The sequence below is a fragment of the Mesorhizobium sp. M0938 genome (genome assembly GCF_040319125.1).
GTDB lineage: Bacteria > Pseudomonadota > Alphaproteobacteria > Rhizobiales > Rhizobiaceae > Mesorhizobium > Mesorhizobium robiniae.
The window spans coordinates 28,353-44,843 of the sequence record NZ_JAMYNS010000018.1 but is presented as its reverse complement, the minus strand read 5'-3'; the positions used below and the strand labels follow the sequence as shown (position 1 = coordinate 44,843).

Sequence of the window (16,491 nt, the reverse complement as noted above, 5' to 3'; positions counted from 1 at the left end):
TGATCGTTCGGCTTGCGCTGATCGCAAGCCGACAGGCGCCGTCTGGCGGGTCTCATCCCGCTCTTTTCAAACCGTTCCCGTTTCCGCGAGAAATTCCCGCGCCACAGCCGTGACCCCGGCCGCGTCAAGCCTGTAATGTGCGTAAAGCGCCGCCGGCGGGCCGATCAGCGAGAATTCGTCGACGACGCCGTGGCGCTGGAAGCGCACAGCCGGTCCGCCGGCGATCACTTCCGCAACGGCGCTTCCCAGCCCGCCAATGACGTTGTGCTCTTCAACCGTCAGGATAGCGCCCGTATCGGCTGCAGCCTTGCGCACGGCCGATACGTCGAGCGGCTTGATCGTGTGCATGTCGAGAACGCGGACGCTCTTTCCTTCGGCGGCCAGCGCGTCGGCTGCGGCGAGGCTGGCATGGATCTGCGAGCCGGTCGCGATGATCGTGAGGTCGGTTCCGTCGCGCAGCATCTTTGCCTCGCCGAAACGGAAATCGCTCGGCACTTCGGAGTAGACCTCCGCATCGCGTCCTCGGCCGAGCCGGATATACATGGCGCCCGGATGGTCCACGGACGCGCGCAGGATGGCGCGCAACTGGTTGGCATCCGCCGCGCAGACGATTGTGAGTTCGGCGATGCTGCGCATCATGCCGAGGTCTTCAAGCGAATGGTGGCTGGTGCCGTAAAAACCCATCGAGATGCCGGAATGGTGGCCGATGATGCGCACGGGCATGCGCGGATAGGCGCAGTCGGTCCGGATAGGTTCGGCGCAGAGGATGGCGCAGAACGAGGCGAAGGTCGCTACGTAAGGGATCATGCCGCACGAGGCCATGCCGGCGGCGGCGGTGATCATGTTGCGCTCGGCAATGCCGAAGTCGATGAAGCGATCCGGGTGACGCGCATAGAAATCGCGTGTGCGGCTGGAATTGGCGAGATCGGCGGTCGCTACCACGATACGTTCGTCGTGGTCGGCCAGATCTGCGAGCTCTTCGCCGAGGATGAACGCCGGCATGAGCTTGTTCGGCGTGCCGCGTACCGACTTTTCGTCCTTCAATGCGATTTCGGTGTCGCTGCCGCGAAACAGCGTGCTCTGGTCCTGGCCGGCATTGGACGTCACTGTGCTCATCACGCGTCCTCCCCCTGATAGGGTGTCAGCCCGGAAGCGATCTCGTTGTAGGCGTCGTCGTAGTCGGCGCCGACCAGATTGCCGACATGCCAGTTCAACGACAGTTCCATATGCTTGACGCCACGGCCCTTGATCGTGTCGGCGACGATCATCTGCGGTTTGCCATGACCGGCCGGCGCCAGCCCGTCGAGCGCCGCTAGAATAGCTTTGAGGTCATGCCCGTCGATGCGGCGGACATCCCAGCCGAAGGACTCAAATCGCCCATGGATCGGCTCAACCGACATGACCGCTTCCGTCGGGCCGTCGATGCACAGCTGGTTGCGGTCGACGATGGCGACCAGACCGCTCAGCTTGTAATGGCCGGCCGCCATTGCGGCTTCCCAGATCTGGCCTTCATTGAGCTCGCCGTCGCCGAGCATGACATAGGTTCGGTAGTCGCGTTTCTGCAGCCGTCCTGCGAGCGCCATTCCAAGGCCGATCGACAGGCCGTGCCCAAGAGAACCGGAGGAAAAATCAATGCCGGCTATCTTCTTCATATCCGGGTGGTCGCCGAATGCGCTGCCCAGTTTGGTGAAATTGTCGAGCAGCTTCGGATCGAAGAAACCAAGATCGGCCAGAACCGGATAGAGCCCGATCGCGGCGTGGCCCTTGCTGAGTACGAAGCGATCGCGATCCGGCCATTTCGGCTTGCCTGGATCGTAACGGAGGTGCGTGTAATAGAGCGCTGCGAACAGTTCGGCGGCCGAAAACGTACTCGAATAGTGACCCGCGCCAGCGATACGCGTCAGGCGCAGTGTCTCCAGTCGGATGAATTTCGCACGGTCCGCGAGAAATTCCTCCGAAACGTTGCGGCCACGGTCGGACCGGCGGTCAGTATCCAAACCTCAGCCTCCAAACTGATACATGATATATCAAACCACACGCGTCTGGCAGCGTCAATGCCGCGCAGCGCCATACATTGGCTTGCCTAGAGACGCGCGACGGCGGCAAGCGATTCATCCGTCGCTTGCAGCGCGGCGTCTATGTCGGCCTTGGTGTGCGCGGCCGAAAGGAACATCGTGTGCGCCGGATGCATGTAGACCCCCCGCTCGAGCAGATTCAGGCAGAACGCGTTGCCGAGACGCCGGTCGGCATCGTCTTCGAACAGGACAACCGGCATCTGCACGGGGCCACTCTGCCGCAACTTGAGGCCATGGCGCTCTGCCTGCGCGTCCAGTCCGTCGCGCAGCCGTTGCCCCATCGCTTTCATGGTGCCGATGGCGTCGCTCCTTACCAGCTTGTTGATCGTGGCTATGGCGGCCGCCATCGACACGGATGCGGTCCAGAACGAACCGGTCGTGAAGATCTTTGTGGCGGCCTCGCGGAACCGGTCATTGCCCGTCACCGCTGCAAGCGCGTGCCCGTTTGCGATCGCCTTGCTCCAGGCGGCGAGGTCGGGCCTGACGCCGACCAGTTCCCAGCTTCCGCCCATGTCGAGCCTGAAGCCGGCTCGCACGTCATCGACAATCAACGCCGCGCCGGCTTCGTCGGCGCGTGCCCGCGCCCGTTTGGCGAATTCGGCGGTTGGCAGAATATGCTCCTTGCCGAGGTCATGCTTGAAGGCGGAAACCATGATGGCGGCGAGATCGCCCTTGGCCTGCTCGACCGCCGTATCGAGGCTCGCCGGATCGTTGTAGTCGAAATAGATGAGGTGGGCGCGATCCTCTTCGGTCACACCGGCGACGGAGGGCGTGCACCACGGGATAGCCCCATGATAGGCGCCACCTGCCAGCAGAACCTTGCGTCGTCCGGTGCCGGCACGCGCGATGGTGACGCAAGCGGTGGTGGCGTCGGTGCCGTTCTTGGAGAACATCGCCCAGTCGGCGTGCGGCACGGTTTGGACGACGAGTTCGGCCAGTTCGACCAGCCGCTCGCTAGGTCCGTTCATGGCGTCGCCGCGATTTCGCTGGGCGGTTGCCGCCGCCTCAACGTCCGGGTCGTTATAGCCGAGGATCATCGGTCCCCAGCCGCAGATGAAGTCGATATATTCGCGCCCTCTGGAGTCCCAGGTGCGGCAGCCTTCGGCACGCGAAAAATACTGGGGATAGCCCTCAGGCAGCCGCGCGGCATTCTGATGGCCCCACATGCCCCCCGGGATGACGGCGGCCGCCCGAGCGCGCAAGGCACGATCCACATCTGTGACCCGCTGGTCCATCAGCGTCTTCTCCGGTTTTGTTGCGTCCGGCAAAGGAATTGCGCCGGCACGGCTGTAAGGCAATTGCCTGATTTGATATATCATGTATCAATGCGTTGCAAGTTGACGGCAAGCGTAGCGCGGGTCGCCACGGTTACGCTTCGTAAGAGTGTGGAGAATGATGCAACCGATTTTTGGCGTGATCGCCGACGATCTTACCGGCGGCATGGAGACAGCTTCCATGCTGGTCGCGCTCGGCGTCGGTGTCGGCTTCGTCACCCGGCCCGAAATGGTGGCTCAAATCCCGCTCCAGCCCGCCATGGTGGTCGCGCAGAAGACGCGCGTCATCCCGGCTCCCGATGCGGTTGGAAAATCCGATGCCGCGGCACGCGCGCTGCTCGCCGTCGGCGTTCGCCAGCTTTTTTTCAAATATTGCGCCACTTTCGATTCGACTGACCAGGGCAATATCGGTCCGGTCGCCGACCGGCTCCTTGAACTGACCGGCGAGACGAGGACCGCCTTTTGCCCTTCGGCGCCGGAAGTCGGCCGCTCGGTATTCAACGGACACCTGTTCGTCGGGTCCCAACTCGTCTCTGAATCGCCCAAGCGCCTCGACCCGCTGACCCCGATGACCGATCCGGACCTGGTCCGCGTTCTGCAACGCCAGACGAAGTCGCGCGTCGGTCTGCTGCCGCATCGCTTTATCAGGGGCGATTTCCAAGCGCTTCGTGAGTACGCCGACGACCTGGCCGAGCGGGGTATTCGCCATATGATCGCCGACGCCATCTACGAGGAAGACCTCGACGCAATTGCGGCACTTACACTCGACTGGAAGGTGATGACCGGCAACTCGCCGATCACCCAGCACTATCCCTCACTTTGGCGGAAGCGCGGCTGGCTCGACGAGGCACGACAAAAACCGGATCTTCCGGCCGTCGATGGAGCAGGGGTGGTATTATCGGGCAGTTGCGCCGAGCGCACGCTCGAACAGCTCGCCGCCTTTGAGCAGTCCAGACCGGTGTATCGCATCGACATTACAAAAATCGAGAGCGCCGAAGGTGCGATAGGCGCTGCGCTGTCTTGGGCGGGCAAACATCTCGAAAGCGGTCCAGTGGCCTTGGCCACCTCCGCGTCAAATGAAGACGTCCGTATCGCGCAGGAAAAATATGGCCGCGACGGTGCAGCACATCTGGCGGAAGCCATACTCGGCGGCTTGGCGATCCGCTTGCGCGAAGCAGGCGTTCGCCGCTTCGTCGTCGCCGGCGGCGAGACATCCGGGACGATCGTCGAGCGGCTCGGCATCGACCGCTTGCGCATCGGATCGTATCAGGGTCCAGGGATCGCCCGCGCCACGACAGAGGAGGAAAGGCCAATCGCGCTTTGCCTCAAATCCGGCAAGCTCGGCCCCGTCGAAATGTTCCTCCCAACGCTGGAGTCGATGAAGAATGCGGGAAATTAGATGAGCGACCAGAATGAATTGAAGCAATCCATCTTGTCGGTCGTCCGTCGATTGGAGGACAAGGGCTTCAATCATGTCAGCACGGGAAACGTCAGTTGCCGCGCCGGCAATGGGATTCTGATCACGCCGACCGGCGGCAATAGCGGCAACATGAGTGCCGATCGCCTGGTTCAGATCGACTATGACGGAAGCGTCGCGGGCGAAGGGGTTCCTTCCAGCGAATGGCACATGCACGTCTCGATCCTTGGCGCCTTTCCTGCCGCCAATGCCGTCATCCACACGCATGCCGATGCCTGCGTGGCACTCTCATGCCTGCGCAAACCGATCCCGGCCTTCCACTACATGGTCGCGGGTTTCGGCGGGGAGGACATTAGATGCGCGCGCTATGCGACATTCGGAACCGCCGATCTGGCTGCCTCGGCGGTCGAGGCGCTGCAGAACCGGACCGCCTGCCTCCTTGCCAATCACGGTATGATCGCGATGGGCAAGACGCTCGACGCAGCCTTCAATGCGACCGTCAAGCTGGAAACGCTGGCGAGGCAATACCTTCTGGCGCTGCAGGCGGGCGAGCCCGTGCTGCTGCCGGCTGAGGAGATGGCAAGGGTAGGCGCGCGCTACGGCAATTACGGGATTGGGCTGCTGCCAGGCTGATGGCCGGCTAGGGCTCAGTGGAGGACCAGCTTGCAAATCACCGGCCAGACAAAAATCATGTTCGTGCTTGCGCATCCAATCGGGCATGTTCGCGCCCCAGCTGTTTTGAACGCGCATTTCAAATCCATTGGCAAGAACGTCGCCGCTTCGCCGCTGCATGTTACTCCCGAAGACCTTAACGGGGTCGTCGCCGCGATCCGTCGCATGCGAAACGTCATCGGTTTCGGCACGACAATTCCGCACAAGATCGAGGTGATGCGTTTTCTCGATGAACTCACGCCGAATGCGAAAAATGTCGGGGCGGTGAACTTCACGCGCCGCGACGAGGACGGCCGCCTCATCGGCCACAACACCGATGGTCTCGGTTTCGTCGCCGGCTTGCGTCTCAACGACGTTGACCCCGCTGGCAAACGCATCCTCCAGATTGGAGCCGGAGGTGCGGGACGAGCGGTCGCCTTTGCGCTCGCCGAGGCCGGAGCCGGCAAGCTTCGCATCAGCAATCGCGATGGCGGAAAGGGCCAGGCACTGGCGGAGGCCATTGCCGCGCACTATCCGAAGTGCGATGTGACGGCGGGACCTGCCGCTGCCGAGGATTTCGACGTTATCGTCAACACCACCTCGGTTGGCATGAAAGAAGATGATCCCATACCCGTCGATATCGATCGGCTGGCGCCTGCAACCGTGGTGGCCGACATCATCATGACCCCTCTGGTCACGCGTTTGCTTGCCAGGGCCTCGGAGCGCGGCTGTAAAACAATCGGCGGCAAGATCATGCTCGACCAGCAGATGAACCTCGTCACCGATTTTCTTCGCGCATGAGCCAAGGCTCGGATTTTTTTGGGATTGCCGGTGGATGGGCCGTTAATATCGGCAACCACGCTTGACGGAACGACGGTTTGGTCGGCAAGCCGATTGGATGCCGAGACCGGTTCGAGGACAACGATGGCGGAATTGAGCGAAATCCAGACGACGAGCCTGTCGTCCCAGATCTATCTGCGGCTGCGCCAGCAATTGATGTCGGCGCGGTTCCACCCTGGCGACCGCCTCAAGATTCGCGACCTGGCGCAAAGTCTCGGAACCAGCGAGACGCCTGTGCGCGAGGCGCTGTTCCAATTGGTCAAGGATGGCGCGCTCGAGATGAAACCGGGCTATTACATCCGCGTGCGCCGGGTCAACCTGAAGGAATATCTCGAGATCAGGGATATCCGCCTGCTTCTCGAACCTTATGCGGCCCAGCAAGCCCTGCCGCACATCGACGATTCGTTCATCGAGCAATTGTCGGCGACCCATGACAGGCTTGTCGAGGCGGAGCGGACGAAAGACTATCCGGCCGCCTTGCAAGCGAATTACGATTTTCATTTTTCCGTCTACCATAAGTCGCAGATGCCGCATCTGATCGAGATGCTGGAAAGGCTGTGGATCCAGATCGGCCCGCTGCTGACCTTTCTCTATCCGCACGGCCATCCGACCTACGACGGCCAGCATCAGCATCTCAATGTCTTGAGCGCATTGAAGGCGCGCGACAAGAAGGCCCTGCGCAAGGCCTTTGAGCAGGATCTGATCGAAGGCGGCCGGAAATTCGTCGCTTATATCACCGAGATCGAGGGCAAGGACTTCTTCGACAGGGAAGAGACTCCGCGCCCGACGAGACGCAAGCGTGCCTGACTGTTGTGCCATGAGAGGGTGAAGCCAATGAATGTCCGCGACGGGAATCTGGCGCTTGCCGCGCGCGCAAGCAAGGTCATGGCCGGTGGTCACCTCAGCCCCAGTCGCAAGCTTGGCGCCTCGATCGCCTTTACCCGCGCTTCCGGCTGCTATCTCTTCGATGCGGATGGGAACCGCTACACTGATTTTCACTGTGGTTTCGGCGCAAATGTGCTCGGCCACTGCCATCCGGCGATCGCCGCGCGGGTTCATGCCGTATCGCATGACATCGACCTGATCGGCGCCGGCATCACCCAGCTGGAGGTTGAAACTTGCGAGGTCATCGCTCGCAATATTCCCTGCGCCGAACTTGTGTCGCTCTGCAGCAGCGGTTCGGAGGCGACCTTCCATGCGCTGAGGATCGCCCGCGCCTTCACGGGTCGCAAGAAGGTGATAAAATTCCAGGGCGGCTATCACGGCTGGCATGACGCCGTCGCCATGAACGTCCAGTCCGAATCCGGCGCGATTGGCCGCTACGATCCCTTGTGCGACGGGATCATGGAAGAGACGGCGCGCCACACAATCGTCCTGCCCTACAACGACGCAGGCGCTGTTGAGGCCTATCTGAAGGCCAATCCCGGTGAGGTCGCGGCGATTATCGTCGAGCCGATTGCTCATAATATCGGTTCGGTGATCGGCACCGATGCTTTTCTGTCGGACCTGCGCACGATCACGCGGGAGCAAGAGGTCGTGCTGATCTTCGATGAGGTGATCACGGGCTTCCGTCATGCTTTGGGCGGCTACCAATCAATCTGTGGCGTCACGCCCGACCTGGCCACCTTCGGCAAGGCGGCCGGCTCCGGTTATCCGGTCGGCATCGTCGCCGGCCGCCGCGACATCATGGAATGCGTTGGCCGCACCGGGAAAGGGTCGGTGTTCATGGGCGGCACCTTCAACGGAACGCCATCGAGCCTCGCGGCGGTACTGGCGACCATCGAGGAATTGTCGAAGCAAGGCACGTACGAACGGTTGTCGGCGCTCGGCATGCACATGCGAAAGGGCTTGGATGCGATCGCTTTGCGGCATGGCCTCGAAGCCCAGAGCGCCGGCTTCGGATCGGTGTGGCTGCTGTATTTCTTCTCGGGCGCCTACAGCCGCTACGACGATTTGCTGCGCAATGACGACGCGCTTGACCTCGCTTTCCGCCAGAAGATGATCGAGCACCGCTTGATAGGCCAGCCGCTGCCGTTGAAGCGGCTTTATCTCTCGCTCGCACACACGCCCGAGATTCTTGATGAATCGCTCGGTGTCATCGACAGTATATTGGAGCGACTGATAGCGCGGCGCTAAAGCCGTCAGGAGACGGCGGCAAGCGGCCGGGCGCCGAGATAGGCGAGGATGCCTTCGCCGCCGCGCTCAATATCGCCCACAAGCGCTTCGCTTGCAGCGGCGCCGTCGCGCCTTTCGAGAGCCGCCATCACGTTCACATGCTCCTCGGCGCCCAGATAGTGGTCGTCAGCATGTTCACGGTAATAGACCTTCAGGATCGGTCCCATGGAAACCCATAGGTTCTCGATCTGTCCGAGCAGCATTTTCATGTTGCAAAGCTGGTAGACCCCGAAGTGGAATTCGCGATTGAGCCGGATCGAGTTGAAATTGTCATGCGCACGGCTCGCCTTGACGAACCGCGCATGGCAGTCGGCCAGCCGTTCAACATATTGCGGCGTGGCATTGATCGCGCCCTCCCTGGTCGCCAGGCCCTCGAGCGCGATCCGTATCTTGCGAATTTCCAGATAGCGCCCCAGATCGAGATCGGGCACTGTCAGGAACCGGCCCGAGCGGATCTCCAGCCCCTGTTCGCTGACCAGGCGAAGGCATGCCTCCCGCACCGGGGTGACGCTGGTGCCGAGACGTTCGGCGATGTCGTAGATGACGAGCCGCTCGCCGGGTGCAAAATCGCCGTCGATCAAGGCGGCGCGGATCGACGTGTAGGCCCGGGTCGAGAGATTGTCGGTGGCAAGCGGCTTGATGCTCACGAAGGTCCCCGATTCGACATGGTCTCGATCGCATATGATTCGATACCCTTAGCATCCAGCCTATAATGGGCATAGAGATGCGTCGGCGGTGCGATCAGGCTGTACTCGTCCATGATGCCATGACGCACCAGGCGCGGTGCGCCGCCGATGTCACCAAGCACCTCGGCGACCGCGCCTCCAAGGCCGCCGAGCACATTGTGCTCCTCGACGGTCATCAGGCAGCGTGAACGTCGCGCTGCAGCGATAACGGCGTCCCGGTCGAGCGGCTTTATCGTGTGCATGTCGATGAAGCCGACGTCGCGCCCGCCCGCCCGCAATGCGCGCACCGCGTCCAGCGACGGATGCACCATCGAGCCGCAGGCGATAATGGTGAGGTCGGCGCCCTCGTGATGGATCACAGCCTTGCCGAACTCGAACAGCGCCGGTCTATCGTAGACGACTGGATCATGCCCGCGTGCGATGCGGAAGTAGATCGGCTCCGGCCAGGTCATCGATGCACGGATGGCGGCAGCGAACTGCGCCCCGTCGGCCGGCGAGACCACGGTCAGATCGGCAATGCTGCGCATGATCGCCAGGTCTTCGGTGGCGTGATGCGAGGTGCCGTAGAAGCCGAGGCTGATCCCGGCATGATGGCCGATCAGCCGGACAGGCAGAGCCGAATAAGCGATGTCGGTACGGATCTGCTCGCAGCAGAGCAGCGCCAGGAATGACGCGAAGGTCGCGGCAAATGGCATGTGTCCGGTCGTCGCCAAGCCTGCGGCGGCAGACACCATATTCTGTTCGGAAATGCCGAACTGGAACAGGCGCTCCGGATATCTGCGGGCAAAGCCGATCAGTCCATTGGAATATTGCAGGTCGGCCGTCACTGCGACGACCGGGCGACCTTCGGCGGCGAGTTCGTTCAGCGTGTCGGCAAGCACTGAAAGGCTCGGCGCGCGTGCGTTCAGTCCGCGATACTGCCAGCTTCCGGGATCGAGCGCCTCGCTCATTGCAAGCCTCCTCTCGCCCTGATTTCGGCCAGGACCTTCTCTTCGTCGCTCGGCGCGAGAAAACCGAGATGCCAGCCCGGTTCAGCTTCCATGAAGCCAACGCCCTTGCCCTTCACCGTATGGGCAATGATGCAGGCCGGCTTTTCGCGTACCTGCTCGGACTTCAGCCGTCGCAAAAGCAGCGTCAGGGCCTCAACGTCATGGCCGTCGACCTCATGCACGTCCCAGCCGAAGCTGCGCCATTTGTCGGCGAGCGGTTCGATGTTGATGACGTCCTCGACCGTGCCGTCGAGCTGGTAGCGATTGCGGTCGACGATCGCCACCAGATGGCTGAGCCGGTGGTGGGCGGCCGACATCGCTGCGGCCCAGACCTGGCCCTCCTGCATCTCGCCATCGCCGAGGAGCACATAGACGTCGAAATCCTGGCCGTTGAGCCGACCGCCAAGCGCCATGCCGACGCCGGCCGACAGGGCGTGGCCGATCGAGCCGGAACTGAAGTCGACGCCCGGCACCTTGCGCATGTCGGGGTGATCGCCGAGCGGGCTGCCAAGACGTGTATAGCTATCGAGCCATTCCTTTGGGAAGAAGTCCCACTCGGCCAGCAGCGGAAAGAGCCCGACCGCCGCATGGCCTTTGCCCATCAGGAAGCGGTCGCGGTCGGGCCACTTAGGCTCGGCACGCGTGAGCCGCATGACCCCGCCGTAAAGAACGGCGAAAATTTCGGCGCAGGAGAAAACCGAGGAATAGTGACCGACTTTGGCGATCGAAATCAGTCGCACAGTCTCTGTCCGGACAAACAGGGAGAGCTCCTTGAGGCGGCGTGTTTCGGCCTCCGATAGCCCATTCGCGAGGCTCGGCGATGAACTCATTCCCATAAACCTCCGGTACGAAATTCGCTTGCAAGGCTGCTGATAGTGGTATCATATATGATATATGTGGCAGCAAGCCAAGCCCGGCTGGGCTGAATAAAAAAAGAGGGATGAAGATGAAAATGCTCTCCAAAGTCATGGGAACGGCTCTAACCCTTCTGACGTCGACATTCATCGCTGCATCGGCCTTTGCCCAGGATCCTGCTACCTTCGTCTACGCCGATGCCGGCGAGCCCAGCACGATCGATCCTGCCAAGGCCAATGTGAATTGGGAGTTTACGGTCACCCGCAATGTCTATGACCGCCTTGTCGATTTCGATCTCGATGATCCATCGAAGCTCTTGCCGGCGCTCGCCACCCAATGGAAGCAGGAAGGCGCTGCCTGGACCTTCACGCTGCGCGAGGGCGTGACCTTCCATGACGGCAGCCCCTTCGACGCCAACGATGTCAAGGCGACACTCGACCGGCTGCTCAAGATCGGTCAGGGGCAGGCCTATCTGGTCGACGACATCGCCAGCGTGACGGTCGTCGACCCTAAGACGGTCAGGATCGAGACCAAGGCGCCGACTGTGTTCCTGGCATCTAATCTTAGTCGTATCGAAATGATCGCCGACGAGGACGTCGCCAAGCACAAAGACGATCTGGGCGAGGCCTGGTTCAGCGAGAACGCCAACGGAACCGGTCCCTACGCCTTCGTCGCCTGGACTCGCGGCACCCAAATCGAGCTCAAGCGCAATGATAAATGGTGGGGCAAATTCCCGGCGAAGCCGTTCGACCGTGTGCTCGACCGCTTTGTAGCTGACGGTGCCAACCGGGCGCGTGGACTTGAAGGCGGCGAATTCGATCTCGCCAATTTCGTGCCGCTCGACGAGGCGCTGCGCATCGGCGGAACCAGCGGCTTCCACATGATCGAAGGCAACAACCTTTGGGCTTGGCCTGCCATCTATTTGAACATGGATCTCGCGCCGACCAACAACAAGGACTTCCGCAACGCGCTGGTGAAGGCGTTCGATTACAACGCCATGGTTCAGTCCTTTCAGGGCAGGGCCGAAGTCGGTCGCGGACCGATACCGGCATGGTTCCCCGGCAGCCCGGAAAAGAGCGCGCCGGAAATCAAGACCGACCTCGATGCGGCGAAGGCGGCCCTCGCGGCATCCGGCCTGGCGAACGCGACGATGAAATGCTCGGTTCCAGCCGGCTTCCCGGAGTTCCGCTTCGCGGCCACGGTTCTTCAATCGTCGGCGGCCCAGATCGGCGTCACGGTCGAGATCGAGGAAGCCCCCTTTGTCGAGGCGATTACCGCCATCAAGACCGACAAGAGCAATTGCTTCATCCTCGGCAATGCCAATTTGAGTCCGCAGGACGCGACAAAGTTCTTCTCAGCGCATTATCTCAAGGGCGGCTTCTACAATTCCGGGAAGTTCTTCGATCAGGGGCTTCAGGATCTCGTGGCCAAATTGCCCACCATCGAAGATCCCGCTGAGCGTGCCGTGCTTCTGAAGCAGGCCGCGGAAATCGTCGTGGACGCCCACGCCATCATCTGGACGGCACGGCCCAAGACCGTTGTTCCGGAGCCCGACCGCATCGGCGGCTATCGCATCGATCCGGCCGAATACATCAACGCCCGCTTCTGGGAACTGTACAGCAAAGAATAGGCTGAGCATGATCGGAGCGACACGGGCATGATGAATTTCTTGATGAAGCGACTGGCTTGGGGGGTGCTCGTGCTCCTGGCGGTCGCGGTCATCACTTTCTTCCTCAGCCGCGTCGTTCCCGCCGATCCTGCCGCCTTCCTGGCCGGCCAGAATGCGTCCGAGGCGACGGTGCAGCGGATCAGGACCGAACACGGGCTCGATCGCCCGATGGCCGAGCAGTTCGTGTCCTACATGGCCGGGCTGGTGCGGGGCGATCTCGGCGATTCCATCCGTACGAGGCGCAGCGTCAGCGCCGATCTCGCGCAATATCTCCCGGCGACCATCGAGCTTCTGCTGGTCAGCTTCGTCATCTATCTCGGGGCGAGTTTTTCACTTGCCGTACTAGCTGCCAAGAAGCCGGGCGGGATGGTTGACGGGTTCATTCGCCTCATGACCATGATCGGCACTGGCATACCCGTGTTCTGGCTCGGCATGACCTTGCAGTTCTTCTTTTTCTACAAGCTTCACTGGCTGCCGCTTGGCGCACGGTTTCCGATACGAGAGTCGGCGCCGCCTGTCGTCACCGGCTTGATGCTGGTTGACTCCTTGCTCGCGGGTAGCCTCTCGGCCTTTGCCGGCAGCGTGAAACATCTCGTTCTGCCGTCCCTGACGATCGTCGTGAACTTGCTCGCCGTGGGCACGCGGCTGTCGCGCGCGGCGCTCATCCAGGAGCAGAGCCGGCTCTATGTCCGAACCGCGCGCGGCAAGGGACTGGGTCCGCGAACGATCCTTTACAAACACATGCTGCGCAATGCGTTAAGCCCCATCCTCACCGCTACGACCATGCAGTTCGGCTATATGATAAGCTGGGTTATCCTCGTCGAGGTGATCTTTGACTGGCCCGGCATTGGCCTCTACGCCTACCAGTCGTTCCAGGTGTTCGACTACTCGCCGGTAATCGCGCTGGCCATCGTATCGACAGCCGGCTTCGTCATCATCAACCTCGTTATGGACTTGCTCTACCCGATCATCGACCCACGCGTACAGAGTGTCGGCTCGTGAGCGTTTCGACCGAATTCAAGCGCCACCGGCTTGCGCGCCCTAAAGGCATTCTAACGCCGCTGGCGCTGCTGGTGGTGGTGGTATTGGCAGCGTTCACACTGCTGCCCGGCTTGATCGCCCCGCACGATCCGGTCGCGCTGGCTATGGCCGATCGCCTCAAGCCGCCGAGCCTGGCGCATTGGTTCGGCACCGACGAGGGCGGCCGCGACATCTTTTCACGCGTCGTCTACGGCACCCGTTATTCGCTCGGCGTGGCGGTCGCCATCGTCTTCGCCTCTGCCCTGTTCGGCGTGGTCTATGGCGCGGTCTCCGGCATGGCGCGGGGCTGGGTCGACAATCTCCTCATGCGCATCGTCGATTTGTTCTTTGGTTTTCCCGCCCTGGTCTTGGCGCTCGCAGTCGCTGCTTCCATCGGGCGTGGCCTCGACAGCGTCGCGCTGTCGCTCGCCATCATCTGGTGGCCGGGCTACGCCCGTCTGGTGCGCGGCGAGGTGCTGCGGCTGCGCGAGCGCCCGCATGTCGAAGCCGCACGCGCCCTCGGGGTCTCAGATCTGACCATCCTGCGCCGCCACATCATTCCTTTCGTCGCGCAGGAGGTAAATGTCCGCGTGACGACAGACATCGGCTACGCGCTGGTTGCCGTCACCGCGCTCTCCTTCCTTGGCCTTGGGGCGAATTCGCCGACTCCGGAATGGGGCTTGCTGATCCGCGACTCGCGCTCCTATTTTGGTTCGGCCTGGTGGTATTTGGTCTTCCCCGGCACGATGATCATGATCACTGCGACAGCCTTCTCCCTGATCGGCGACGCGCTGGCATCGAGGCGCGGCGGATGATCCTGTCGGTGCGTGACCTGGCTATCGGCTTTCGCCGCCCGGGCGGCGAACTCAATGCGGTCGATCGTATTTCCTTCGATGTCGAGCAGGGTGAGACGTTCGTGATCATCGGCGAATCGGGCTCGGGCAAGTCGCTGACCGGTATGTCGATCGCAGGTCTGCAGCCGCAGACGTCCTTCGTATCCGGCTCGATCCGTTTCAAGGGCCGTGAATTGCTCAACCGCCCCGACGCCGAACTGCGCAAGACGCGCGGGCGTGAGATTGGGCTCATCTACCAGGACCCTCTCGGCTCGCTCAATCCGGTCTGGCCAATTGGAAATCAGATTGCCGAGGCGCTGACGGCGCATGGTCTCGCCAATCGAGCCGATGCGGCCAAGAGGGCCGTGGAAATGTTGGACCGTGTCCGTATCCCCGACCCGGTGCGTGTCGCCAGCGCCTATCCGCATGAGATCAGCGGCGGCATGCGCCAGCGCGCCATGATCGCCATGGCGCTGGCCGCCGGACCCAGCCTGCTGATCGCCGACGAGCCGACGACGGCGCTGGATGTCACGATCAAAGCTCAGATGCTGGAGTTGCTGGCCGAACTCAAGCGCGAGATGGACCTCACCATCATCCTGATCACCCATGACATGGGCGTCGTGGCGGAGGTCGCGAACCGGATCCTCGTCATGTATGCCGGCAGGATCGCAGAAATCGGCCCTGCTGATTCCATCATGCGGCGGCCGGCGCACCCCTATACGGCCGCGCTGATGGCCAGCGCGATGATCTCTGAGGCAACGCCGAAGCACGACCTCAATGCCATTGTCGGTGTCGCACCGGGATTGGGCGCTTTTCCGTCGGCCTGCCGGTTTCATCCGCGTTGCCCGATGGTTCAGGATGACTGCCGCACCACCGAGCCACCGAAGCGGCCGTTCGGCGATGTCCAGCTTGCCTGTCATCACCCGATCGCGTCCGCAGACGCCGCATCGCTGGTCGAGGCCTGAGCCATGGCGGCGCTTCTCGAACTCGAAAACATCGCCAAGACATTCACGCAAAAGCGTGGCGGCAAGCGCGACGTACAGGCCGTCGCCGGCGTGTCGCTCGCGGTCAACAAGGGCGAGACGGTGGGGCTGGTCGGAGAGAGCGGCTGTGGCAAGTCGACCCTCGCGCGGCTGGCGCTGAAACTGCTCAACCCGACGGCCGGCCGAATCCTTTTCGACGGCGCCGATATCACCGGGATGAACGGCCGGCAAATGCTCCCGGTTCGCCGCCGCCTGCAAGCGGTATTCCAGGATCCGCTCGCCTCGCTGAATTCGCGTATGACCATTGCCGAGATCATGCGGGAGCCCTTCGACACCCATGGCATCCGGCTCGGAACCGGAATGCCGGCGCGCATACGCGAGCTTCTTTCCTTCGTCGGTATGGAGAATACAGACATACAGAAGCTGCCGCCGCAGTTTTCCGGCGGCCAGCTTCAGCGCATCGCGATTGCCCGCGCACTGGCGCTCGAGCCGGAAATCATTGTCGCCGACGAGCCGACATCGGCGCTTGATCCATCGATCCAGGCGCAGATCGTCAATCTGCTGCTGTTTATCCAACGCAAGCGGAAAATCTCTTATCTCATCATTTCGCACGACCTCGACGTGATCGGCCATGTCGCCGACCGGATCGCGGTGATGTATCTCGGCACGATCATCGAACAGGGGCCTGCCGACCAGATCATGGCGCGGCCGCTGCACCCGTACACGCAGGCGCTGCTGTCGGCGGCGCCGACGCTTGCCGCGCGCCGACAGCGAGGCTGGAAGCGCATCGTGCTCCAGGGCGATCCGCCGAACCCCGCCAATGTGCCGTCCGGCTGCCGTTTTCATCCGCGTTGCCATCTGGCGCGCGACATTTGCCGGCTAATTGAGCCGCCGTTTCGCGCCGTCGAGGACGGGCGTCTCGTTGCCTGCCATCTCGCGCCGGACGAGACGGCGGCGATAGGGGTCGAGATCGGCCGGGCACGCAAGGGCGAGGCGGCGGCGTAGCCGGTAGGGAGACTAAAAC

16 protein-coding genes are annotated in these 16,491 nt (G+C 62.2%); 10 read left to right on the top strand and 6 right to left on the bottom strand.

The window, feature by feature from the left end:
• Positions 1 to 66: 66 nt before the first annotated feature.
• The 3 genes from NKH73_RS26115 to NKH73_RS26105 form a co-directional block, all read right to left on the bottom strand.
• A complete protein-coding gene (locus NKH73_RS26115; RefSeq protein ID WP_352937283.1) occupies positions 67 to 1,116 on the bottom strand; it encodes a transketolase family protein in 1,050 nt (349 codons plus the stop codon).
• Entirely contained in the window at positions 1,116 to 1,997 is an 882-nt protein-coding gene (locus NKH73_RS26110; protein WP_352937281.1) for a transketolase, read from the bottom strand. The genes NKH73_RS26115 and NKH73_RS26110 overlap by 1 nt, the downstream gene beginning before the upstream one ends.
• A gap of 86 nt (positions 1,998 to 2,083) precedes the next feature.
• Complete coding sequence (locus NKH73_RS26105; protein ID WP_352937280.1) at positions 2,084 to 3,310, bottom strand: aminotransferase class III-fold pyridoxal phosphate-dependent enzyme; 1,227 nt, start codon at positions 3,308 to 3,310, stop codon at positions 2,084 to 2,086.
• A gap of 157 nt (positions 3,311 to 3,467) precedes the next feature.
• Between NKH73_RS26105 and otnK the strand changes: the two genes are divergently transcribed.
• The 5 genes from otnK to NKH73_RS26080 all read left to right on the top strand — a co-directional run bounded on the left by otnK (position 3,468) and on the right by NKH73_RS26080 (position 8,393).
• Complete coding sequence (gene otnK, locus NKH73_RS26100; RefSeq protein ID WP_352937278.1) at positions 3,468 to 4,748, top strand: 3-oxo-tetronate kinase; 1,281 nt, start codon at positions 3,468 to 3,470, stop codon at positions 4,746 to 4,748.
• On the top strand, positions 4,749 to 5,399 hold the full coding sequence (locus NKH73_RS26095) for a class II aldolase/adducin family protein (protein WP_352937277.1): 651 nt from the start codon (positions 4,749 to 4,751) through the stop codon (positions 5,397 to 5,399).
• A gap of 30 nt (positions 5,400 to 5,429) precedes the next feature.
• On the top strand, positions 5,430 to 6,218 hold the full coding sequence (locus tag NKH73_RS26090) for a shikimate dehydrogenase family protein (protein WP_352937276.1): 789 nt from the start codon (positions 5,430 to 5,432) through the stop codon (positions 6,216 to 6,218).
• Between the two features lie 123 nt (positions 6,219 to 6,341).
• Entirely contained in the window at positions 6,342 to 7,064 is a 723-nt protein-coding gene (locus tag NKH73_RS26085) for a GntR family transcriptional regulator (RefSeq protein ID WP_352937275.1), read from the top strand.
• Between the two features lie 27 nt (positions 7,065 to 7,091).
• Entirely contained in the window at positions 7,092 to 8,393 is a 1,302-nt protein-coding gene (locus tag NKH73_RS26080; RefSeq protein ID WP_352937274.1) for an aspartate aminotransferase family protein, read from the top strand.
• A gap of 5 nt (positions 8,394 to 8,398) precedes the next feature.
• On the opposite strand, the gene NKH73_RS26075 is transcribed toward NKH73_RS26080, so the two are convergent.
• The 3 genes from NKH73_RS26075 to NKH73_RS26065 are packed head-to-tail and all read right to left on the bottom strand — an operon-like array spanning position 8,399 to position 10,847.
• Positions 8,399 to 9,079 carry a GntR family transcriptional regulator gene (locus NKH73_RS26075; RefSeq protein WP_352937273.1) on the bottom strand — a complete coding sequence of 227 codons (681 nt, stop codon included), beginning with the start codon at positions 9,077 to 9,079 and terminating at the stop codon, positions 8,399 to 8,401.
• Positions 9,076 to 10,068, bottom strand: a complete 993-nt coding sequence (locus NKH73_RS26070) for a transketolase family protein (protein ID WP_352937272.1) — start codon at positions 10,066 to 10,068, stop codon at positions 9,076 to 9,078. Before NKH73_RS26070 ends, NKH73_RS26075 begins: the two co-directional genes overlap by 4 nt.
• Positions 10,065 to 10,847, bottom strand: coding sequence for a transketolase (locus NKH73_RS26065; protein WP_352937271.1), 783 nt, complete (start codon positions 10,845 to 10,847; stop codon positions 10,065 to 10,067). Before NKH73_RS26065 ends, NKH73_RS26070 begins: the two co-directional genes overlap by 4 nt.
• 212 nt (positions 10,848 to 11,059) lie before the next feature.
• Between NKH73_RS26065 and NKH73_RS26060 the strand changes: the two genes are divergently transcribed.
• The 5 genes from NKH73_RS26060 to NKH73_RS26040 are packed head-to-tail and all read left to right on the top strand — an operon-like array spanning position 11,060 to position 16,472.
• Complete coding sequence (locus tag NKH73_RS26060) at positions 11,060 to 12,592, top strand: ABC transporter substrate-binding protein (protein ID WP_352937269.1); 1,533 nt, start codon at positions 11,060 to 11,062, stop codon at positions 12,590 to 12,592.
• Between the two features lie 27 nt (positions 12,593 to 12,619).
• Positions 12,620 to 13,633, top strand: a complete 1,014-nt coding sequence (locus tag NKH73_RS26055; RefSeq protein WP_352937268.1) for an ABC transporter permease — start codon at positions 12,620 to 12,622, stop codon at positions 13,631 to 13,633.
• A gap of 47 nt (positions 13,634 to 13,680) precedes the next feature.
• Complete coding sequence (locus tag NKH73_RS26050) at positions 13,681 to 14,466, top strand: ABC transporter permease (RefSeq protein ID WP_352937344.1); 786 nt, start codon at positions 13,681 to 13,683, stop codon at positions 14,464 to 14,466.
• Positions 14,466 to 15,449 (top strand): ABC transporter ATP-binding protein, encoded by a 984-nt coding sequence (locus NKH73_RS26045; protein ID WP_502894147.1) that lies wholly within the window; start codon positions 14,466 to 14,468, stop codon positions 15,447 to 15,449. The genes NKH73_RS26050 and NKH73_RS26045 overlap by 1 nt, the downstream gene beginning before the upstream one ends.
• 3 nt (positions 15,450 to 15,452) lie before the next feature.
• Positions 15,453 to 16,472: an ABC transporter ATP-binding protein gene (locus NKH73_RS26040; protein ID WP_352937264.1), complete on the top strand. Its 1,020-nt coding sequence runs from the start codon at positions 15,453 to 15,455 to the stop codon at positions 16,470 to 16,472.
• Positions 16,473 to 16,491: the final 19 nt, after the last annotated feature.